The sequence below is a fragment of the Advenella sp. FME57 genome (assembly GCF_014897675.1).
Classification (GTDB): domain Bacteria; phylum Pseudomonadota; class Gammaproteobacteria; order Burkholderiales; family Burkholderiaceae_B; genus Advenella.
Map to the genome: position 1 here is coordinate 66,196 of NZ_JABUXU010000013.1, position 22,083 is coordinate 88,278.

At 56.1% G+C, this 22,083-nt stretch carries 21 protein-coding genes and 1 riboswitch; of the genes, 15 read left to right on the plus strand and 6 right to left on the minus strand.

Annotated elements, in window-relative coordinates; genetic code table 11:
• Nucleotides 1–60 precede the first annotated feature (60 nt).
• The 7 genes from INT32_RS15470 to INT32_RS15500 all read left to right on the plus strand — a co-directional run bounded on the left by INT32_RS15470 (nt 61) and on the right by INT32_RS15500 (nt 7,509).
• Complete coding sequence (locus INT32_RS15470; protein WP_193089612.1) at nt 61–747, plus strand: ABC transporter permease; 687 nt, start codon at nt 61–63, stop codon at nt 745–747.
• The gene (gene hisM, locus INT32_RS15475; protein WP_193089613.1) at nt 744–1,454 is read left to right on the plus strand and encodes a histidine ABC transporter permease HisM; all 711 of its coding nucleotides are present in this window, start codon (nt 744–746) and stop codon (nt 1,452–1,454) included. Before INT32_RS15470 ends, hisM begins: the two co-directional genes overlap by 4 nt.
• Before the next feature lie 12 nt (nt 1,455–1,466).
• On the plus strand, nt 1,467–2,231 hold the full coding sequence (locus tag INT32_RS15480; RefSeq protein ID WP_193089614.1) for an ABC transporter ATP-binding protein: 765 nt from the start codon (nt 1,467–1,469) through the stop codon (nt 2,229–2,231).
• A gap of 268 nt (nt 2,232–2,499) precedes the next feature.
• Complete coding sequence (locus tag INT32_RS15485; protein ID WP_193089615.1) at nt 2,500–3,435, plus strand: glycosyltransferase family 2 protein; 936 nt, start codon at nt 2,500–2,502, stop codon at nt 3,433–3,435.
• Nucleotides 3,432–4,526, plus strand: a complete 1,095-nt coding sequence (locus INT32_RS15490) for a glycosyltransferase family 4 protein (RefSeq protein WP_193089616.1) — start codon at nt 3,432–3,434, stop codon at nt 4,524–4,526. The genes INT32_RS15485 and INT32_RS15490 overlap by 4 nt, the downstream gene beginning before the upstream one ends.
• Nucleotides 4,527–4,828: 302 nt before the next feature.
• Nucleotides 4,829–5,962 carry a glycosyltransferase family 2 protein gene (locus INT32_RS15495; protein WP_193089617.1) on the plus strand — a complete coding sequence of 378 codons (1,134 nt, stop codon included), beginning with the start codon at nt 4,829–4,831 and terminating at the stop codon, nt 5,960–5,962.
• A 95-nt stretch (nt 5,963–6,057) separates the two neighbouring features.
• Nucleotides 6,058–7,509, plus strand: coding sequence for a glycosyltransferase family 2 protein (locus tag INT32_RS15500; RefSeq protein WP_193089618.1), 1,452 nt, complete (start codon nt 6,058–6,060; stop codon nt 7,507–7,509).
• Nucleotides 7,510–7,613: 104 nt separating this feature from the next.
• Here the strand turns inward: INT32_RS15500 and INT32_RS15505 are convergent, their stop codons facing one another.
• Together INT32_RS15505 and gshA are read right to left on the minus strand one after the other, a co-directional pair.
• A complete protein-coding gene (locus INT32_RS15505) occupies nt 7,614–8,705 on the minus strand; it encodes an aromatic ring-hydroxylating dioxygenase subunit alpha (RefSeq protein ID WP_193089619.1) in 1,092 nt (363 codons plus the stop codon).
• 12 nt (nt 8,706–8,717) lie between these two features.
• Nucleotides 8,718–10,286: a glutamate--cysteine ligase gene (gene gshA / locus INT32_RS15510; protein WP_370540248.1), complete on the minus strand. Its 1,569-nt coding sequence runs from the start codon at nt 10,284–10,286 to the stop codon at nt 8,718–8,720.
• A 169-nt stretch (nt 10,287–10,455) separates the two neighbouring features.
• Between gshA and INT32_RS15515 the strand changes: the two genes are divergently transcribed.
• The 6 genes from INT32_RS15515 to INT32_RS15540 all read left to right on the plus strand — a co-directional run bounded on the left by INT32_RS15515 (nt 10,456) and on the right by INT32_RS15540 (nt 16,250).
• Entirely contained in the window at nt 10,456–10,884 is a 429-nt protein-coding gene (locus INT32_RS15515) for a hypothetical protein (protein WP_193089621.1), read from the plus strand.
• Nucleotides 10,885–10,920: 36 nt separating this feature from the next.
• A riboswitch (SAM riboswitch) is annotated at nt 10,921–10,999 on the plus strand.
• Nucleotides 10,989–12,185 carry a homoserine O-acetyltransferase gene (locus tag INT32_RS15520; RefSeq protein WP_193089622.1) on the plus strand — a complete coding sequence of 399 codons (1,197 nt, stop codon included), beginning with the start codon at nt 10,989–10,991 and terminating at the stop codon, nt 12,183–12,185. Its footprint overlaps the riboswitch before it by 11 nt.
• Nucleotides 12,182–12,802, plus strand: a complete 621-nt coding sequence (gene metW / locus INT32_RS15525) for a methionine biosynthesis protein MetW (RefSeq protein ID WP_193089623.1) — start codon at nt 12,182–12,184, stop codon at nt 12,800–12,802. Before INT32_RS15520 ends, metW begins: the two co-directional genes overlap by 4 nt.
• On the plus strand, nt 12,799–14,070 hold the full coding sequence (locus tag INT32_RS15530; RefSeq protein WP_193089624.1) for an MFS transporter: 1,272 nt from the start codon (nt 12,799–12,801) through the stop codon (nt 14,068–14,070). The genes metW and INT32_RS15530 overlap by 4 nt, the downstream gene beginning before the upstream one ends.
• 9 nt (nt 14,071–14,079) lie before the next feature.
• Entirely contained in the window at nt 14,080–14,979 is a 900-nt protein-coding gene (locus tag INT32_RS15535; protein WP_193089625.1) for a c-type cytochrome, read from the plus strand.
• Nucleotides 14,976–16,250, plus strand: coding sequence for a cytochrome c (locus tag INT32_RS15540; protein ID WP_193089626.1), 1,275 nt, complete (start codon nt 14,976–14,978; stop codon nt 16,248–16,250). Before INT32_RS15535 ends, INT32_RS15540 begins: the two co-directional genes overlap by 4 nt.
• Nucleotides 16,251–16,514: 264 nt before the next feature.
• Here INT32_RS15540 and INT32_RS15545 read toward each other — a convergent pair whose 3' ends face one another.
• From INT32_RS15545 to INT32_RS15560, 4 genes are all read right to left on the minus strand, one after another.
• Nucleotides 16,515–17,318 (minus strand): exodeoxyribonuclease III, encoded by an 804-nt coding sequence (locus tag INT32_RS15545; protein WP_193089627.1) that lies wholly within the window; start codon nt 17,316–17,318, stop codon nt 16,515–16,517.
• Between the two features lie 345 nt (nt 17,319–17,663).
• The gene (locus INT32_RS15550) at nt 17,664–18,524 is read right to left on the minus strand and encodes a DMT family transporter (RefSeq protein WP_193089628.1); all 861 of its coding nucleotides are present in this window, start codon (nt 18,522–18,524) and stop codon (nt 17,664–17,666) included.
• 149 nt (nt 18,525–18,673) lie between these two features.
• On the minus strand, nt 18,674–19,480 hold the full coding sequence (locus INT32_RS15555) for a class III extradiol ring-cleavage dioxygenase (protein WP_370540245.1): 807 nt from the start codon (nt 19,478–19,480) through the stop codon (nt 18,674–18,676).
• A gap of 276 nt (nt 19,481–19,756) precedes the next feature.
• Entirely contained in the window at nt 19,757–20,149 is a 393-nt protein-coding gene (locus INT32_RS15560) for a DoxX family protein (protein ID WP_193089629.1), read from the minus strand.
• 280 nt (nt 20,150–20,429) lie between these two features.
• Here INT32_RS15560 and INT32_RS15565 point away from each other — a divergent pair, with 280 nt between their 5' ends.
• Entirely contained in the window at nt 20,430–21,311 is an 882-nt protein-coding gene (locus INT32_RS15565; protein ID WP_193089630.1) for a LysR family transcriptional regulator, read from the plus strand.
• Between the two features lie 59 nt (nt 21,312–21,370).
• A complete protein-coding gene (pyrE, locus tag INT32_RS15570; RefSeq protein ID WP_193089631.1) occupies nt 21,371–22,042 on the plus strand; it encodes an orotate phosphoribosyltransferase in 672 nt (223 codons plus the stop codon).
• The last annotated feature ends 41 nt before the right edge of the window (nt 22,043–22,083 follow it).

Sequence of the window (22,083 nt, forward strand, 5' to 3'; positions counted from 1 at the left end):
CCGTGCCGCCGACAGGCAATTGCACTATTACATTATTAATAACGATATTTAAGGAACCCGATGCTGTACGGTTATGGATCCCAGATATGGGCCGGTACACTCGCAACCTGTCTGCTGACCCTGTTGACGCTGGTTTTTTCGATTATCATCGGGATGGTCGGGGCTTTGTGCAAGCTGTCTCCCAATCCTGTACTGCGCTGGACCTTCACCGGGTATACGACATTGATCCGGAGCGTTCCCGACCTGGTGATCATGCTGCTGGTTTTCTACAACCTGCAGGAGCTCATCAACGTCATTTGCACCTGGGCCGGCTGGCCGCAATACCAGATGGATGCGTTTTCGGCAGGAGTGACAACGCTATCGTTCATCTATGGCGCCTATATGACAGAGACCTTTCGCGGGGCGATCCAGTCTGTGCCCAAAGGCCAGCTGGAAGCAGGCTACGCGACAGGCATGTCGCCACTGACAGTCTTTCGTCTGATCCTGTTGCCGCAATTGATCCGCTTCGCCTTGCCTGGGCTGAACAATAATCTGCAGGTCATTATCAAGGCAACGGCTCTGGTCTCCATCATCGGTTTGCTTGATATTGTGACCGTCACGCAGCAGGCCGGACGCAGTACCCAGCAGCTGTTTTTCTTCAATCTGGTGGCAGCAGCCATTTATCTGTGCATGACGGCCGTCAGCCTGGTTGTGCTGTCGTGGCTTAATCGACGCTATTCGGTCGGGGTGCGGGAGGTCCGGCTGTGAGCGAGATTCTCGAGCGCTACTGGCAGGCCTATCTCGGGTTCGGCTTTCCCATGACGGGGCTGGCCATGACTATCTGGATATTGCTGCTGTCCGTGTTGTTTGGCACGGTGCTGGCTATCCCCATGGCCATCTGGCGCAGTTCGTCCAATCGCTGGATCAGCATGCCGGTGCGGGTGTACACGTTTGTGTTTCGCGGCACGCCGCTTTACGTGCAGTTGCTGCTTGTCTACACCGGCCTGTTCAGCCTGAGCGTGGTGCGTGGCACGCCATTGCTGGCCACGTTTTTCCGTGACGGTTTCAATTGTGTGATTCTTGCATTCACCATCAACACCTGTGCCTATATGACAGAGGTGCTGGCGGGAGCCATCCGGGCCATTCCTCATGGCGAAATTGAAGCGGCGCAGGCCTTTGGTTTTTCCCGTTTCCGGTTGTACACGAAGATTATTCTGCCCTCCGCATTCAGGCGGGCCCTGCCGTTTTACAGCAACGAGGTCATTCTGGTTCTGCATTCTACCTCGCTGGCATTTACGGCAACGGTGCCTGAGCTGCTCAAGGTGGCGCGCGATGTCAATAGCGCCACATTCAATTCCTTACCCGCCTTTGGCATTGCTGCCATCCTGTATGCCGTTCTGGCAATGGTGCTGGTTGCGCTGTTTCGCAAGGCAGAGAAAAAATGGCTCGGGTTTCTGAAACCCGCCGCTGTTTAACAGGTCATCACCATGGAAAATTTACGCGTCCAGGATATTCACAAACGTTTCGGCAGCAACGAGGTGCTCAAGGGAGTGTCGCTGCTGGCTAACAAGGGCGATGTGATCAGTATTATCGGCTCCAGCGGTTCGGGCAAAAGCACGCTGCTGCGCTGTATCAATTTTCTGGAAACTCCCGATTCTGGCAGAATATTCATTCATGGCCAAGAGCTGCGAACGGTGCCGCGCAAGGGTACGCTGGTGCCGGCTGATCGCCGCCAACTGCAATATATGCGCACCCGGCTATCCATGGTATTTCAGCATTTCAATCTCTGGTCGCATATGACCGTGCAGGAGAACATTACGGCCGCGCCGGTCAATGTTCTGGGCCTGTCGCGTCAAGAAGCGTTGACCAGGGCCGAAAGTAATCTGCTCAAGGTCGGACTGAGCCTGGATACATTGAAAAAATACCCGGTGCACTTGTCGGGCGGGCAGCAGCAACGGGTGGCGATCGCGCGTGCATTGGCGCTGGAGCCCGAGGTCATGCTGTTTGACGAACCTACTTCGGCCTTGGATCCAGAGCTGGTCGGAGAAGTGCTGCGCGTGATGCAGAAACTGGCCGAGGAGGGGCGCACCATGATCATCGTGACGCACGAGATGGCGTTTGCGCGCCAGGTGTCAAGCCATGTGATGTTTTTGCATCAGGGTGTGGTCGAAGAAGAGGGTGCGCCCGGCGAAATTCTGAGCAAACCCAAAAGCGCCCGACTGGCTACCTTTCTGGCAGGAAATCTCAAATAGCAACAGAATGGCCGGATTTGTCGGGCGTTTCTTGCGGGAAGCCGGGCGGGGTGTCGCAAGTCGTTTTACGTGTTATCAAGGCGCCGTTTTTTGCCCAATGGGCAACAGTACGCGATAAAGTCATATTTTTCAGAATCGCTGCAGTTACATTGTTTACTGACAACTAGTGTACATTGGTTAGGTTACAGGCCGTTTATATTATTAAATGTAATTTGGAATGGCAGTACGCATTCCCCTGAAGTCCTGTTCTCTCCAAGAGAGAGTCTGTATGCAACGTGTCAATATCATTATCCCGACGTTTAACCGTTCCGGGTTAATTGCAGGTGCAGTGGACGCAGCCCTGGGTCAGAGCTATCCGAACAAACAAGTCACGATCATCGACGATGCCTCTACCGATGATACGTTTGATGTGCTGCAGCCTTATTTTGATCGATCCGATTTCGTTTATGTTCGTCTTGCGTGCAATATGCATACGGCACAGGCCAAGAATGTCGGCATAGCGCTATCAATGGCAGATGCCATTACCTTTCATGACTCCGACGATCGACCGGCGCCAGACAAGGTGCTGATGCAGGCGCGCACCCTTTTCAATACCATTGTGGTTGCCGACAGTAGCATGAATTGGACGGCGTTCGAATATGAGCCGCAGCAGACGCTGCCGGTTTCACTTGTTCTCACAGAACACGAATTGATCCGGTGGGATGGATCGCGTCTGACCGCGCAACATGCCCTGAGCCTTGTTGACGATTTTTTCCCGAATATGCAAGGCGGATCAGGACAGTCTGGTGACTGGATCCTGATCAATGCCGGTCTTTTCCGTGCCCAGTTGTTTGTTCGTCACGGAGGTTATCGTAACAGTATCGAAGAAGACAGGGATATGCGCAACCGGCTGATGATGGCGGGCGAGGTGCTCCATCTGTTACCTCAGGTTCTACTGAGTAAATTCGAATATGATGATTCGCTGACGGTGGCAGAGGCGTCCAATTATCACAGTGAACGCCGCCAGGTGGATCGCGCGGCGATCTGGGCTGATATTGCAGCCTGGCGTCGCACCGGACAGGTCCTCCCACAGCCCATTGATCTGCCTGATTTACAAATCGATTTTATTTCCAATCCAGATTTGCTTGGAGTCTCTGAGGCAATGATGACTCCAGCGACACAGGAACGACTGCAACAGCAATTGCACGCTGCAAGCTCAAGGTGAGGCGCCTGAAAATCGCCATTGTTGATGGCTTCTGTCCACGCCCCTATGAGGGGCAGACATGGGAGCACGAGGCCATGGGCGGGACAGAACTGACAGCGGCGCGTGTGGCTGAAGCGCTTGCGGCCGATCATGATCTGGTGGTGCTGCAGCACTGCAGGCAACAGGTGGCATGCAGCGCGGCAGGAGTGTGCTATGAACCTGGCGGAGATTGGCGCAAGCTGGCGGGGACGCGCAATTTTGACGTTGTCATTATTATTAATTCGCTCAAACTGCTCGCACTGTGGCGCAAGCATGCCCCTGCGCAAACCCGCCTAATTTTGTGGCGACACAATTTCATGGGCGCTACGCACAAGTATGCGGCCAAGCTGTTGGCCGATACCAATGCGCAAATGATTTGCGTGTCGCACAGTCACAGGCATCATACATTGGCGACGCTTGGCATTGCCGAAGGCTCAGCATCATCGGCCAGAATTGGCGTGATTTATAACCCGGTTGTGACTGATCAACGGGGACAGCGGTTAACTGTGCAAACCGGAGTGGATTCCAATCAATTGCTGTTTGCCAGTTCTCCACATAAGGGACTGGAGCAGGTTCTGGACAATTTTATGAAACTGCGGCAACGAATACCGCAACTGTCCTTGCTCGTCTGCAATCCTGGATATCTGGAACGGCCTTTGCCTATATATGACGGGGTGCGCTATACCGGTAAGCTCAGACCGGCCCAGGTGCATGCGCAAATGCGCCGCAGTCTGTGCCTGTTCAATGCGCAGAGTACCTTTGCGGAAACCTTCGGACTGGTGTTCGCCGAATCTCATAGCATGGGTACGCCCGTTGTGGCGCAGCGTGGTCTGGGTGCAGTCGATGAAGTCGTCGGAGATGAGCATGGGCAGGTGCTCAATGTAAACGATGTGCAGGCAGTATACGAATTGATTGCCAGGTGGCGCGACGGCCAGCGTCCGCAACTTTCTAAAAATCCTGCTTTTGATCTGGATGCGGTGAAAACACAATGGCTCAAACTGCTCTGTTCCATCGTGGTCGATTCCGAAACGCAGCAGTCCAACATCGGGATTGTTCCGAAGGCGATGGCCTGAGGCATTGAATCGGAACGATCCAAATTTGCTGGGCATGCAGCAACTTGAATAGGTGCTGCATGCCCGGTGACGGCCTTGGTGTCACGCTCAGATCGACTGGGTCGCGAGGCAGATTTACGAGCGATAGCGTGCAGACCCAGATCAGAAACGGCGGCATTGCCGACTAAGAACGGCCAGCAGAAACCCCAGATGGTTTCGCAGGCAGTCAGAAGCGCTGCCCCGTGTCCCGAGCCGTTAAGACTAATAAGATCGGAACGACAACAGTCGATTCTGCATTGTATTGAATATTATCTGGAAAAAATATGCTGACAACAACAGATGGTGTGCAGTTGAATGATCACTGCGGCCATGTTCCGCAATTGGCAACGGGCAGGTTTTCCTACGCCATTGCCATTCCGGCCAGGAATGAACAGGCGACAATCGTTGCCTGTCTGGATGCGTGCTGGCAAAGCATGCAGCGGGTCGAAGCCGTGGGCAAGATTGTGCTGGTGGTCAATAACACCACAGATAACACCCAGGCCCTGGCGGCAGCATGGGCAAGCCAGACAACCTGCCCGCTTGAAATGATCAATATTACAGTGGCGACCCACTTTTCCCAGGCGGGTTTTATCCGCAGAATGGCGATGCAATGGGCTGCGCTCTCGGTCGTGCCCGATGGTGTTCTTCTGTGCACCGATGCGGACTCGCGACCAGATATTGACTGGGTGTCCGCCAATCTGGCACAGATTGCTGCCGGCTATGATCTGGTGTGTGGCGACATTTTGCTGGACCAGTCACATCCGCAGTATGAGCAAATCTGCGCCATTCATCGAAAGAACACGCTGGAAGGACAGTATCGGCAGACCTGCCTTGAATTGATACATCAACTGGACCCGGATCCGGATAATACCTGGCCACACCACAATCAGGTTTCCGGCGCCAGTCTGGCTATTCGCAGACTGGTCCATGATGTTGTTGGCGGCGTTCCGGCAGTACCGCTTTCTGAGGACCGGGCGTTGGCGCAGCGAGTGGCTCTGCATGACTATCGCATTTGCTATTGCGGCCAGGCCAAAGTGGTCACTTCCTGTCGCATGGACGGAAGGGCGGAAGGCGGTATGGCACAGGCGCTACGTATCCGGGCAGGCAGTGGGGATTTTCTGATCGATGAAGCACTGGAGCCTGCGCATCTGGTGCTGCTGCGCGCGGGTGCCCGAGCGTCAGCGCGGCGGATGTGGCAGCAGGGACAAAGTTGTCATGACCTGTACGCGTTCCTGAATATCGAATCCTCACGTTACGATGCGCTGGACAATATCAGGCAATTCGGGATGTTGTGGCAACAGCTTGAGCAGCATGCGCACTGCTTGCGACGGGAACGCGTGTTGTACAGCCAGTTGCCCGTTCAACTCCAAAGAGTTAAGGCCATGTTGATGCAAGTGGGTGAGCTTGATATGGCTTGAAGAAAATGATTTTTTAGTGCGCCTGTTCAGCGTTTACGCAAACCGAATGTGAACATTTTTTGCAGACATTCACCGCGTCGATATCAGGAAATTTAATGATGAAATGGATTCTGGCTATAAGTATTCTTGCAGTGTACGCGAACACGATTCTGTTCATTGTGAGCTGGGGGCTGAAATGGTCTGTGCTGTTTGTTAACTGGAGAAAGAGCAGGTTGCAGGCAACGACACCTGTCGATAAGCTGGTCGCCACACGCGCAGACTACCCGGGAGTATCGGCGGGCCGGGGCGCAGCGTATTTTTCTGTCCATTTGCCCACGCACAACGAGCCCCCCGATATTGTCATCAAGACAATCGATTCCATTCTCGCATCCAATTATGATGATTTCGAACTGCTGGTGATTGACAATAATACGAACGATCCTGATTTATGGATGCCGGTGAGTGATCACTGTATGGAAAAGGGCGCGCGGCTGCGATTCTATCACCGCATCAATGTTGCCAATGCCAAGGCTGGCGCACTGGATATTGCACTGGAACTGCGCAATCGCAGGGCTACGCACGTTGTGATTGTAGATGCTGACTATACTGTGGACAGAGATTTTCTGACTCGTGCATCAAACCTGCTGGCGCAGAACGAATACGACTATCTTCAGTTTCCCCAGTCTTATCGGGGGCAAGGGGCTGCAGGATTGAAATATGAACTGGGTCTGTATTTTGCGACTGTGACCAGAGCCGCCGATGCGGCCAATACCATGCTGTTGACCGGCACGTTGTCGGTGATTGCGGTCAAGGCGCTTCGTACGTTGGGCGGATGGAAAACTTCTACACTAACCGAGGACGCAGAAATCGGACTCCAATTGCATATGCGTGGATTCCGTGGTCGCTATATTGCGCAGTCGGCCGGCGCGGGCTTGCTGCCGTTTACCTTTTTTGATTTGGAAAAACAGCGGGAGCGCTGGATTCACGGTAATTTCCAGGTGCTTACCCGGTATTTCACCCGGATTATGACCGTGAAAAAAAATTATCTTCTGCCGATTCTGTCCCAGCTGTCAGCCTGGTTTGCCTTTTTACTGATACCCATGGTCTTTATGCTCCTGATTCCGCTCTTTGCGGGCTATGGACCCTTGTCCAATCCCGCCGCAGTGGCGCTGGCAATTGCAGCAACAACAATTATTCTTGATTTTGTGTCACGGTTTGTCTTTATCCGGCTTTCCGGCGTGGGCACAAAGCTGACTGAAGTGCTCGATACGTTTGTCGTTTCCTGGGCGCTTGCAGGAAGAAGTTCGCTGGCCACCTTTACCGGGAATTTGCCAGCCGCCAGAATATTTCATCGCACCAACAAGAGTATTTGCGACGAATCGGCAGAGGTACGCAGCACAACCACGACGGTGGTGGCCATTCTCGGGGCCATGGCGATTCTTCAGGGTTTGCTGATGGCCCAACCAACGGTTGTGGTGGCAGGAATGTTGTCAGTGCTTATGCTGCCTTTTCAATGGCTGGCCAGCAGGCGGTTGCTGCGCTACCGCAATCATTTTCGGGTACGTTAAGGGTCGCTATTTTGTTGCGTCACATGGCAATGACGCGCTGGGGCTGTTTTTGCCTGCTGCACCGGCTAACTTGCCAGGCGGATCCACCTGGCTGGCCTGCCTGGTTAATCGGCCTGACTAATGGCGGTTTCCTGAATGGGAATGATCGCCGGCTTGGTTCTAGCCGTCTTTTCAGGCGTCGCCGTCTGTTCCTGGCTGATCAGACGGTCCAGTCCCTTGCGAAACTTGATCGGGCCGCCATCGAGCTTCAGATTGATGAATGGCGTGCGGCGATTGTCCATGCCCTTTTGTACGGCGCCCAGCACGATCCGGTCTTCTTCAAATGCCTTGCGTACGCCTTCGGCAAATTGGCGCGACACGTCTGCATCATTGGGACTGAAGTTTCTAAGCTGGAACCAAAAGTAGCGCGTGGTCTTTTCGTCGACTGGCGTCAGAAAATTATAGGAGTCCATCAGAAATACATCGGGATGGGTCGCCGCTTCGTCGCCGCCGGTGCCAGCAGGCGTAAAGACGGCCTTGATGATGGCGTGTGACGGATAGCGCACTTCGTAATGCTGCTTGCGATCGCAGTTGCCGGTGAACTTGACGAACTTCGCATAGAAAGGAGCAACTTCCGTGTCATACATCCAGCGCGAGACGATGACGCCGTTATCAGTCACCGTTGTGGTCAAGGGTTCGTTCACACAGGCGCTGTTGCCGAACGAACTGCGGTGTACCCAGGCCACATGCGAAGGGTCCAGCAGATTGTCGGTCATGTACAGGTAGTTGCATTCGACCATCATTGCGTCGCCCTGATTGATTCCCCAGTCAGGATGGCCATACTCTGCAATATGCGGGATCAGGGAAGCGTCAGCTTTTTCTGCGTCGCCCATCCAGACCCAGACCAGACCGTATTTTTCGGTTGTGGCAAAATTCTTGACGGTGGCTGCACGGGGAATTTTTGCGCCCGGGGCGAAAATACAGGCGCCCTGGCCGTTGAAGGTCAGCCCGTGGTAGCCGCATTCAACGGCGTCATCGATGAGCCGGCCCATTGACAAGGGCAGTTTACGGTGCGGGCAGGCGTCTTCAAGGGCGACGACCTGACCGTCCTGCTGGCGATAGAACACCAGATATTCATTGAGCAATTGCAATGGATAAAGCTCATGGACAATGTCGTGGCTCCATGCCGCGACATACCATGCATTCTTCAGAAACATGAAAATCTCCGTTTATTCCGGCCGTTTCAGAGCCGCCATATAACGCTCGACATATTCGTCAAAGCTTTCGTTGTCGGACGCTTCTATCGCCGCTTGTTCCTCAAGCGATTTTTGCACGCTGGCGCGCATTTTCTGCTCGGTGTCGGCAGACAGTTCATCAAAGCGAAGCTCGTCGGACAGGCGCTGGCTTTGCAACTGGGTATAGTCGGCAAAACTCAGGCCGCTGTCGCGAAGCTCCTGCAGGATACGGGCTGAGGGCGTGGCAGAGACGTCATCCAGTTTGTGACGCTGCTCCTGGATCGCCGCGCTGTATTGCGTGGTGCTGAAAGCGATATCCAGTTCCTTGGCGTACAGTGCAATCTGGTCGAGCAATTGATTGCCCCAGGCCGGGATGGAAATGTCTTCGCCGTTGCTGGTCAGGCGCAATGAGGGGTCGCGGCCGCGGTTGACTACGTCGGTGAAGTTGGCCTGGCTTTCTTCACAGAAACCGTCGTAAGGGAAAAGCCGGCTGTCATGCACGGCACAGAACAGCAGGAACGCGTCCATGAAATGACAGGTTGCGTTTGAAATACCGACAGCGCTGAAAGGATCAATATCCAGGCAGCGGATCTCGACGTACTGGATGCCACGCTCCATGAGCGCCGTAATGGGTCTTTCGCCACGTGCGGTGGTGCGCTTGGGCCGAATCGTTGAGTAGTACTCATTTTCGATCTGCAGCACATTGGTGTTCAGTTGAATCCACTGACCGTCGCGATGGGTGCCCAGCGCCTGATACTCGGGCCAGGGTTGCGTGACGGCGTGATACATTTTCCTGATGAAGGTAGACAGGTCGTTGTAGCACATTCTCAGCCCAGCCTGTGCATCGTTCTGGTAGCCCAGGTCGCTCATGCGCAGGCTGGTGGCGTAGGGCAGATACAGCGTGTCGTGATCCAGTTCGCGCAAGGGGTTGGGCCGATCGCCCAGAAATGACCGGGGGACTGCGGGCGACGCGCCGAACAGATACATGAGCAGCCAGTTATAACGGGTGAAATTGCGGATCAGTCCCATGTAGCCGACAGACTGGCGCTCAGTCTCTGTTGCGCCATCGAGATCAAGAATCTGCCACAGCGAGTCGGGCAGTGAAAAATTGTAATGCAGTCCGGCAATGCATTGCATGGTGCGGCCATAGCGCTCAGCCAGGCCGCGGCGATACACATGGCGCAGCATGCCGCTGTTGGATTTTCCGTAAGTTGCAATGGGAATCTGGTCGTCGGCAGGCAGATGCCCTGGCATCGACTGCATCCAGATGCTTTCGGACGGGAACTGGCGGGTGGCAAAGCGGTGTACGTCGGTCAGCTCTTCGAGCAGACCGTCCACTGAAGTATGTGTCCCGGTAATCAGCTCGATCAGCGCTTCCGAATAATCGGTCGTGATATTCGGATGGGTCAGCGCGGAGCCCAGAAGAGTACTGTGCGGCGTGGTGGCGAGCGCGCCATCACGGTCGATCCGTAGCCCTTCGCGTTCAATTCCGCGTAGAATATGAGTTAGCGAGTCTCGATGCTGCTGTAGTGTGGTCATGCGCTGCACAAGTCGTCCTGAGATATCTCTGAAATCAATAATTGCTGATTTTAAGGGAGTTCCGCAGCTTTTCAGTTTTAAACGGTTTGTTTCGAATTAATTAATTTGGGTGGTGCAGGTGATCAAACGTCTGGCTCTTGTTTTTTTCATGGTTTTGTTGGCAGGTTGTTCGCCAAAATACGATTGGCGCGAAGTGTCTACCGCTGGTGGGCGGGTCCAGGCGATTTTTCCTGATAAGCCGCGCAGCGAATCGCGCACTACGGAAATCGAAGGGGTGTCATATCCCTTTACCATGGACATGGCGTTGGTGGACGATCAGGTATTTGCGGTTGTCTACAGTTTGTTGCCGGAGGCAAAGCAGGACGAGGCCAGTACGCGCAAGGCGGGTGAGGCACTGCTTCGCTCGATATACGCCAGCATGAATGAGACGTTGCCCGAGCCGTTGCCGCCATTCGGACAGAAACTGACTTTCAGAAAAGCCGTGGGCAACGAGAATGCAAGCGTCTACGTCAAGGTATTTGCGGGCAGTGGCGTGATTGCCCAGGCCTACGCGGCCGGTCAGGACAACACGCTGAAAGAGTCGGTTGCGGACGAATTTCTGAACGGCATGACGCTCCGATAACGGCCTGTCTGCTGGTTTTTAAAATGATACAATGCTGTAAAGGTCGGCGCCGATTTGTCTGATCCGCTTGCGGGCGCCTCAAAAATCCCGCTAAAAAGGTCCGTATGGTCTCACAACATTCTACTTCACAGCAGTCTGTGGGCGTGGTTACGCCCCAATTTCTTCAGTTCGATCAACCGCTCACGCTCAGCAGTGGCCAGGTGTTACCGTCGTACACGCTCGCCGTGGAAACCTATGGTACGCTCAACCCCCAGCGCAGCAACGCCGTGCTCGTCTGTCATGCGCTCAATGCGTCGCATCATGTTGCAGGCGTGTCGGCCACCGACGCAAAAGACGTTGGCTGGTGGGACAATATGGTCGGACCTGGAAAGCCGGTGGACACGAATATCTATTTCGTCATCGGGGTCAATAATCTGGGTTCGTGCTTCGGCTCGACGGGGCCGGCCTCGATCGACCCGGCGACGGGCAAGCCCTGGGGATCAACCTTCCCGGTCGTGACGGTCGAAGACTGGGTGAGGGCCCAGGCCCGGGTCGCAGATCACTTCGGCATTGACCGGTTTGCTGCGGTCATGGGTGGTTCGCTGGGGGGGATGCAGGCGCTGAGCTGGGCCATTGAGTTGCCCGAGCGCATCGCCCATTGTGTGGTGGTCGCCAGCACCACTAATCTGTCGGCACAAAATATTGCCTTTAACGAAGTGGCGCGGCGCGCGATTATCAGCGATCCCGATTTCCATGGCGGCAATTATTATGAATACAATACCGTGCCCGCACGCGGCCTGTCCGTCGCGCGCATGGTGGGACATATCACCTATCTGTCAGATGACGACATGGCCGAAAAATTCGGGCGCGCAAAACGCAATCCGACGGAGGACGGGCAGTTCCGGTTCGGCTACGATGTCGAGTTCGAGGTCGAGTCCTATCTGCGTTATCAGGGCGAGAAATTTTCCAGATATTTTGATGCCAACACCTATTTGCTGATTACGCGGGCGCTGGATTACTTCGATCCGGCCAGCAAACATGGCGGCGACCTGACCGAAGCCCTGCGTCCGGCGCAGGCTGAATTTCTGACGGTGTCTTTTTCCACCGACTGGCGCTTTCCGCCGGAACGTTCGCGTGAACTGGTAAAGGCGCTGCTCAAAAACGGGCAGCCGGTTACCTATGCCGAAATTGACGCACCACATGGACACGATGCGTTTCTGCTCGACGACCCGCGCTACCATGCAGTGGTCAGGGCGTACTATCAGCGCATTGCCGACAGCCTGAACCTGACGGCGGTGCAACTTGATCAGGAAGCAGCATGACGACAACGACAGAGCAAAAAAAAGTACGCGCCGACCTATTGCGCATTGCCGGCTGGATTCGCGACGACTCCCGGGTGCTTGACCTGGGGTGCGGAGACGGTATGCTGCTTGCCCATTTGCAGAGCCGGTGCGGCGTCACGGCGGTGGGGGTGGAAAAGGAAGACGCCCAGGTTATCGCCTGCGTCAACAAAGGGGTGCGCGTGATTCAGCAGGACCTGGAGGAAGGCCTGGCCATGTTCGATGACCGGCAGTTCGATACGGTTGTGCTTTCCCAGACCTTGCAGGCTGTCGTCAACACCGAACATATTTTGAAGGAAATGGGACGCGTTGCACGCTATGGCGTGGTGTCGTTTCCCAACTTCGGCCACTGGACGCATGGTTTGTCCATACTGACCGGACGCATGCCGGTTACCGGTCAGATGCCCTATGAGTGGTATAACACACCCAATATTCATTTATGTACGCTGAAAGATTTTGAGGATCTGGCCCTGCGCCTTGGATTCCGGATTCTGGAGCGTGCCACCTTCCGGGAAGAAACCGAGATCTCCCTGTTGCCCAGTCTGCGCAGTACGCTGGCGGTTTATCATTTCGAGACCGACAGAAAGCCTACGCCATGATAAACCTGATCCGCCCGTATCTGAGCCCGCGAGTCTATCCGCTGTTGCTGCTGGGCCTGGCCAGCGGGCTGCCGCTAGCGCTCACGGGCGGAACATTGCAGGCCTGGGCCACGGTCGAAGACGTGCCGCTCACCGAAATTGGTTTCCTGACATTGGTGGGCGCAGCCTATACATTCAAGTTTTTGTGGGCGCCTTTTATTGACCGCTATGTGCCGCCTTTCATGGGAAGGCGTCGCGGCTGGATGGCCTTGTCGCAGATCCTGCTGGGTCTGACCATTTGCGGCATGGGCCTGCTGGACCCGTCGCGCTCGCTGTTCTGGCTGGCGGCGCTGGCCACGTTGGTGGCGTTTCTGTCGGCAACCCAGGATATTGCATTTGACGCCTACAGTGCCGATGTGCTGCGCCATGAGGAGCGCGCAGCAGGGGCGGCGATACGGACACTGGGCTATCGCATTGGCATGGTTGTGTCGGGCGGGCTGGCCATCTGGCTGGCTGCCGTCTGGATGGGCTGGAGCGGCATGTATATCTTCATGGGCCTGCTGATGTTCAGTGCCGCGGTGCTGACCTGGCTGGCACCCGAGCCCGAGGCGGCCGGGGCCAACGTCGCGCCGCGCACCTTGTATGATGCGTTCACCGTCCCGTTCCAGGAATTCTTTTCGCGCAAGGGCGCCATCAGTATTCTGGCGCTGATTGTACTGTACAAGCTGGGCGATGCCTTTGCGGGTGCGTTGTCGACCACGTTTCTGATCCGCGGCGCCGGGTTTTCGCCGGAAGTGGTCGGCTCCGTCAACAAAATTCTTGCGGTGGTGGCAACCATCGTTGGTGCGCTTATCGGTGGCGGCATCATGGGCAAGCTGGGGCTGTACCGCTCCCTGATGTTTTTTGGTCTGCTGCAGGCGCTGTCCAATTTGATGTATATGATGATTGCACTGCATCCCCAGAACCTGCCCCTGATGGCGCTGGGCGTGGGTTTCGAGAATCTCTGTGGCGGCCTGGGGACGGCCGCGTTCGTCGCCCTGTTGATGGCGTTATGCCATGTGCAATTTACCGCCAGCCAGTTTGCGCTGTTATCGGCCTTGTCGGCCGTTGGCCGCGTATTTGTCGCGGGGCCGCTGACGCCGCCGATTGTAGAGGCCTATGGCTGGCCGGCTTTTTTTGTATTTACTTTTTTTATAGCATTGCCGGGACTGCTGGTCCTTTGGCTTATGCGTGCCGGAATAAAGGCGCTGGAAAAAGATCCATCACCGGCACCCGAGACCGGCGCTTGAACGAGACGAATGATGAACCTGACTTTAAAGGGCGTGCTTAAAACGGCCACGCCATGGTGCAGCCTATTATTGGTGCTTTCTTCAGCGATGGCACAGACGCCTGCCCAGCCGGAATCTGTAACGGGTGGCCGGCCAACCGGCAGCGTGTCCACCACCCGCGGTACCATGGCCGACCCCGGACAGATACCGAACGCCCAGGCTCCGGCCAAACCACCCAAACCGACACCGGCTGCGCCGGCCAAACCGGTCAACGGTGAAAACCGCATTCCGGTGGGAACGCCAGGCTCCCTGCAAGCCAGGTTGGCGGCCTGTACCATGTGTCATGGCGCCACTGGCGTGCAGGGGGCTGATGCCTTCTATCCCCGCATTTCCGGCAAGCCGGCGCAATATCTTTATCAACAGCTGTTGCGTTTCCGCGAAGGGCGTCGTGAATACCTGCCCATGAAACGCCTGCTGGTCACCCTGTCTGATGAGTACTTGTATGAAATTGCAGTCTGGTTCAGCAAGCAGACACCCGAGTATGCAACAGTGACGCCGCCGCGCGTATCGCCGCTTATTTTGCAGCAGGGCGAACAATTGGTTCTCCACGGCGCTGCAGAGCGCGGCATTCCCGCCTGTGTGGCCTGCCACGGAGACAACCTCAAGGGCATGCAGCCGGGCATCCCGGGCCTGACCGGCCTGTCCAACGAGTATATTACGGCGCAGATGGGGGCCTGGCAGTATGGCATCCGTCATTCGGTGGAGCCCGATTGCATGGGCGATATCGCCAGGAAAATGACCTCGGCCGAGGTGCAGGCTGTCTCGGCATGGCTATCCAGCCAGGATCCCCGTTTGCCGGGGACGATTAATGAATCGGCCAAAACGCCGGTGACCTGTGGGATTCAGACCGTGTCGGGAGCGCAGCAATGAAATGGCTTTCAAGAATTTGTGCTGCCGTAGTGGTGATCGGTCTGGTTGTAGCCGGCCTTATGTATTGGCAGGGTTCGCGCGATGGCCCGCTGGTGGCATCCGCACTGCCCAAGGGTGAGGCGTCTGCAGCGGTGATTGCGCGGGGAAAATATCTGACCCAGATCGGCAATTGTGTCGGGTGCCACACGGCAGTGGACACACCGGAATTTTCCGGCGGCAGCGGCCTGAAGACCGAGTTTGGTACGTTTTTCGCACCGAATATTACGCCCGATGCGCAACATGGAATCGGCAACTGGACCGCCGACGATTTCTGGCACACCCTGCACAACGGCAAGGCGCCGGACGGCTCCTTGCTGTACCCGGCCTTTCCGTACCAGAGTTATTCGCATCTGAGCCGGGCCGATACCGATGCCATTTACAGTTACCTGAAAACCTTGCCGGCCAGCGATCGCCAGGCGCCCGCTCATGAGCTGCAGCAACCGTTCAATATGCGTTTTCTGCTGGCGTTCTGGCGTGCGCTGTATTTCCGGCCTGCTGATGCCGTGGCGCGCACCGAGCCGTCGGATGATGCGCTGGTGCGCGGCAGGCATCTGGTGGAGGGCGTGGCGCACTGCGCAGAATGCCATACACCGCGCAACAGCCTGGGAGGCATGGACCAAAGCCGTTTCCTGCAGGGCGGAAAAATGACAGATGGCATATGGTATGCGCCCGCACTGACAGGTGATACCGATGGCGGACTGGGAGTATGGAGTGCTCAGGATATTGCGCATTTGCTATTGACCGGTGCATCCGTGCATGGCGCCGTGGTTGGCCCGATGAGCGAAGCATTGCGCGGGGTTCAGTATCTGAATCAGCAGGATGTCTCCGATATTGCTGTTTATCTGAAATCATTGCCTGCCGCCGGCATCAAGATCGAACGTAGTGGAGATGTCAACGACACACTGTATTCCATGGGCAAAAAAATCTATGGACAGTATTGTGCTGCCTGTCATCAGGCCGATGGCAAAGGCGTGGAACAGGCATGGCCTGCGCTTGACGGCAATAGCCTGGTACGCGGACGGGATGTGACGGGGCTGTTGCGTGTGATCATGGATGGCGGGTTTACACCCACGACGGCCCAAACCCCGCAACCTTATGGCATGCCGCCATTCCGTCATTTTCTGAACGACCTGGAAATAGCGGCAGCGGCCACTTACATTCGCAATACCTGGGGTAATGAATCGGGCGGGGTCAATCAACGCGAGGTCAATCGCGTGCGCAATATGGATTGAGGGCGATCAGATTGGCGGGTGATGATTTGACAGTCGATCAATTGATGGTCGGTCAATTGATGGCCGGAGCGCGTGCGCAGGCCGGCCTGGATTGGTTGTTGTAGCCGGCCGCTGAACCGCCAGGACTCAATAGTGACGTCGGCGTGTCGTGCCGCGCGCCGTTGGCGCCGGTGTTGGCGTTGCCGCAATTAGCGCTGCCGTTGAGTGTTGCGTATCAATGGGCTGACGGGAACTACCGGTTCGGCAGCTCCCGGTTTTTGCTGGTCAGCCTCTTGCTACCGGCTCCAGCTTCCAGTCATAATCGATGGTCAACGGGGCATGATCCGAGAAGCGTTCATCCTTGTAAATGGATGTGGCGATGGCTTTTTCAGCAATGCCTGGCGTGGCGATCTGGTAATCGATACGCCAGCCTACGTTCTTTGCCCAGGCCTGGCCGCGATTACTCCACCAGGTGTACTGATCCGGTTCTTCGTTGACCTTGCGAAAAACGTCCACGAAGCCGCGGCGGTCAAACACATCTGAAATCCAGGCGCGCTCCTCCGGAGTGAAGCCGGAGTTTTTGAGATTGCCTTTCCAGTTCTTCAGGTCGATTTCCCGGTGCGCGATATTCCAGTCGCCGCAGATTATGTAGTTATGGCCGGTTTTCCGATGGTCTTCCATCATGGCGTCGACCCAGGGCCCGAAATGCTCCAGGAAACGGAACTTGGCGGCCTGCCGCTCGTCTCCGCTGGAACCCGAAGGCAGATAGGCGCTGATGATGGTCAGGTCCTTGAAATCTGCACGCAAGATCCTGCCTTCACGATCGAATTCATCGCAGGCCATGCCGGCACTGACATTGGCATCGTGTTTCAGATACAGGCCTACACCGCTGTAGCCCTTTTTCTCTGCATGGCAGAAGTAGCCGGTGTAATTGAGCGGGTGACGCAGTTCGTCGATGAGGTCCGCATCCTGGATCTTGATTTCCTGCAGACAGATGACATCTGCATTATGATTTTCCATCCATTGAGCCAGCCCCTTGCGGAAGGCGGAACGCAGGCCGTTGACATTGAGTGAGGTAACACGAAGCACGGGGAATCCTTTTTGATGAATCAGCGCGAGCCCTATTGTAGCGCCTGAGGCGGGATCGCCACAATCGCTGATCGCGGGTCATTGTTTGCGCCAGTACGGGATTGGCGCCGCAGCGATCGTGATCATCATGTTCACCACACCAGCGAACTGTCGTTACCAGCGCTGCGAGCGCCTTGGGGTCAGTCGGGACGGCGACAAGCCATGTGTCGATAGCATGGGGTTATGACATATGTAATAACTGCGCCGTATCGCCATGGTTGCTCATGGGCCGAGGGATTGCCCATCAGGCGCATCAGGACGCCGGCGTTAAGGCCGATCCTGCGTAGCGGCCTGTAGGCCTGCCGGTCAGGCAGCGTGCCCGGTCTGCTTGCGTGGCCATACCGCCGCTGTAATGATCAGTACAGCGCCCAGTGCCATTTTCAGCGTGGGCTGTTCGTTGAACAATACCATGGCAAAGGCGATGGCATAAACGGGTTCGAGGGCAATAATGAGACCGGCACTGCGGGCGGGAATGCTGCGCAGGCTATGGACAAATAGAAAATGCGAGAGCGCTGTGCAGATCACGCCCAGTACGATCAGCCACAGCAGGCTGCTATCGGACAGCATGGCCATGCCACCCAGCCCCAGCGGCAGGCAAAGAAGCAGTACGACCAGATTCTGCCAGAAGGCGATCTGTATGGCGTTGAGCCGGCCAAGCGTGCGGTTGATGAGGGCTAGTGCGGCAAAGGTAATGGCGGAGATCACGCCCCAGAACAGGCCGATGGTGCCTGCATTGTTCAGGTCTATCGCAGGCGTCACCAGAATCAGCCCGCTGATCACCAATACCACCAGGATCCAGTCCATGAGATTGACCTGATCCTTGAGCACCAGTCGCTCCAGTAGCGTAATAAAGGCGGGAAAACTGGCAAAACCCAGGGTGGCAATGGCAATGCCGCCGGTTTTGACGGCCATGAAAAAGGTCACCCAGTGAATCGTCAATGCCAGCCCGGAACAAAGCAGGGACACGTAGCTGCGGCGGTCAAGGCCGCGCATGATCGAGGTTTTAAGGCACAGTGCAACGGCATACAGGGCCAGCACGGCAAACAGGGCCCGACCGAATGTAATGGTCATGGGGCTGGCGTGAATCACATGGCCCAACACGCCGGTGAGTCCGAAAAAAACGGCGGCGATGTGCGCGCTGGTCAGGCCTTTTTGTCGCGGTGTCATGTCAGGGGTGTTCGCTCGGGCAAACCCGTATTGTGGAGATCGGCGAGGCATTTGGCAAGCGTTTGGCGTCTGATTCAGTTCATTGACCATGAGAATGGTTCGTTACCATTCTCATGGCTGCGAGCAGCCCTCCCGGTCGCGCCGCTTGCCTAAGTGGGTGTCTGGCTGAAGCGGAAGCTGGACGCCGTGATGGAACCGAAGGCATGCGCTTCGTGGTATGACAGCGTGGCCGGATCCTGCTGCGCGGCGCCGGCAGCGACCATCAGGGGAATCAGGTGGTCTTCGTGGGCGTGAGCCAATCTGGCCGAGGGCGCCTGCTCCCAGTGAAGCAGGCCGTTTGCGCGTTGCTCGGGATTGCTGCCCACGACGGTTTGCTGCAGCCAGGCGTCAAACTGCGCAGATGGCTGTGCGCCGCGCTCATCCAGAAGGCGCAGATTGTGATAGCTCAGGCCGCTGCCGATAATCAGCACGCCTTCCTCTCTGAGTGGCGTCAGCAACTGGCCCAATTGCAGATGAAATGCCGGATCATAATCCTTGCGGATGGAAAGCTGCACCATGGGAATATTTGCCTGGGGAAAGGCCACGGCCATGGGTACGAATGCGCCGTGATCGAAGCCACGCTCGGCGTCCTGTGCAATAGCGATGCCACCAGCCTGCAGCAAGGTCTGCACGCGTGCGGCCAATGCCGGGTCGCCGGGTGCCGGATATTGCACCGCGTAGGTATGCTCGGGAAAGCCATAATAATCGTACAGCATGCCCGGTTGCGCGGCGGTGCTTACGGTGACTTCATCTGTAATCCAATGAGCCGATACCATCAACACGGCCTTTGGCGTTGCCGGCAACTGTGCCGGCAGGCGCTGCAGCGAGTCGTGCAACGCGGCGTACATGGGTTTCCATTCCTCAACCCAGGGCCACGGGCCGCCGCCGTGCGAAATAAAATAAACAGGCATTGTCATCATCATCTCCGTAAGCTTAAATGTACAGGCGGGCAGATCGGTCGTCTTGCGCTGTGCAGGATGTCCTCCGGCGTCGGGCCGGACAGGATATGGCCGCAGGTGTACAGGCCCGATTGGCTGGGCGAAAAAATCAAAAAGTGGAAAGAAAAACCTGCTGCGCTGCCCCTTGCGGGGAGCGGATGCAGTAGCCCGGCACGTTGATGGTCAATGTCGATCCGGCAGGCTTGGCTCAGTCGGGACCGGCTGTGCCCGGGCGTATGGGGTCGGAAGGTCGTTTTAGGCTTTGCGGCTGCTATCGATACTGAAGGTGCCAGGGCCTGCCGCAGCAATGAACAGGAAGATGAAGCAGTAAAGCACGGCGGTTTCGCCGCCATTCATGAGCGGGAACAGTGCATTGCCCTGAGGCGCATGGGCGTAGAAATAGGCAACTGCCGTCATGCCAGAAGCGATGAACGCTGCAGAACGGGTGAACAGACCAAGAATAAGCAAAATCCCGGCAACCAGTTCGATCATGCCGGCGATGCCAGGCATGGACAATGCTTGCAGGTTGTCGAACATTGCAACATGAGGGACATGGAAGTATTTGGCGGTGCCATGCAACACCAGGGTGTAGCCGGACACGATACGGAGCAGGGCAAGGGCGTAGGGAACCAGATGGTCTGTTTTCATGATTAATCCTTAGGTCAGGTAAATAATCGATACGGCGGATGCCTGATATGACTTTATCGGTAATTGCAAAAAATCACAATTGAACAATGAACTCGCCGGGCTGGTACCGCATCGGATAATGTATGAAACAGTGTAATCGTATGTCATCAGGAAATATATACTGATATTATTAATAAACTATTTCCTATAAGGAAATGATAAATGCAGCATATTTGCGACGGTAATGTGCAATCGGCCACGGTCGGATATGCAATTGCACTGGGTATGAGGGAGTTTTCGTATGGATACGCTACTGAGTATCAAGGTGTTCTGTGAAGTGGTGCGTGCCGGCAGTTTTGTGGGCGCGGCCCGGCATTTGGGGATATCCAATCCCATGGCAAGTAAACATATTGTGCATCTGGAGCAGCAGGTGGGCGCACGCCTGTTGCATCGCACCAGCCGCAGGTTGAGCCTGACCGAGGCCGGTCAGCTGTACTATGACAAATGTGTTGATGCCCTGGATGTGCTGGATCAGGCCGAGGCGGCGCTGGGCGATCGTCAGGGGGAGCCCAGTGGTGTGCTGCGGGTCACCGCGCCGGTATGGTTCGCCAGCAACCGTATTGCCCAATTGCTGGTGCAATACCAGAAGCGATATCCCAGGGTGGTGCTGGATCTTTACCTGACCAATAGCAAGATCGAACTTGCCCAGGCCGGGATGGATCTGGCAATACGGGTCACGCATGAGCCGGAACCGCAATTGATCGTGCGCAAGATCGGGACTGTCCGGCTGATGCTGGTATCCAGCCCGGACTACATCAGTCGCATGGGCCAACCACAGTCCGTTCAGGATCTTGAGCGGTACGGCGCGGTCATGCCCAATTATCGCGATCGCAATGATTATCTGCTGCAGGGGCCTGCAGGCATGATGAAGTTCAGCCTGCATAGCCTGATGAAGTTGAACGACACGACATTAAGTCGCGAACTGGTGTTGGCCGGCATGGGCATTGCCATGCTGCCGGCCTGGCTGGTGGAGGATGATTTGCGCCAGGAACGCCTGTTGCGCCTGCTGCCCGATCATGACAGCCCGCCGCTGGATATTTTCGCCAGCTACATCAGTCGCCAGTATCAGACCGGAAAAGTGCGCAGCTTTATTGATTTTTTCTCTGCTGCCATGGCGCCGTAGGGCGCGCTTGCTTTATCATTGCGGGGTCTACAACATATCGATATTTCAGCAGGAACACCATGTCTTCTCAGAACCGTCTTGATTTTGTCCGATTCGCCTCGCAGGAAGGGGTCTTGCGCTTTGGGCAGTTCAAAGTAAAGTCCGGGCGCCTTAGTCCCTATTTTTTCAACGCCGGCCTGTTCAATACCGGCAGATCGGTCGGCGAGCTTGGTCGATTCTATGCGCAGGCATTGCTCGATTCGGGACAGGGCTTCGATATGTTGTTTGGCCCTGCCTACAAGGGTATCCCGCTGGCGGCGGCCACGGCCATTGCATTGGCTGGTCAGGGGCCGCAAGCGGCCGATGTGCCGTTTGCCTTCAACCGTAAGGAAGCCAAGGCCCATGGCGAGGGCGGTACACTGGTGGGCGCGCCGCTACAGGGACGTGTCGTGATTATTGACGATGTGATTACCGCCGGTACGTCGGTACGCGAATCCGTGGAGATCATTCGTGCTGCCGGCGCCACGCCAGCAGCCGTGCTTATTGCGCTTGACCGGATGGAGCGCGCCGGCGCCGATGATGCGCTGTCGGCCCATTCTGCCGTGCAGGATGTGCAACAGAAGTACGGGATGCCTGTCATTAGCATCGCATCGCTGGACGATATCATGCAATTGCTTGATGAGGATGCAACGTTTGCCCAGTATCAGGCAGCGGTGTCGGCCTACCGGAACAAATACGGGATTGCCGGCTGAATACAGCAATAAGCCGAGAGGCTTTCTGCGGCGCTTGCCGC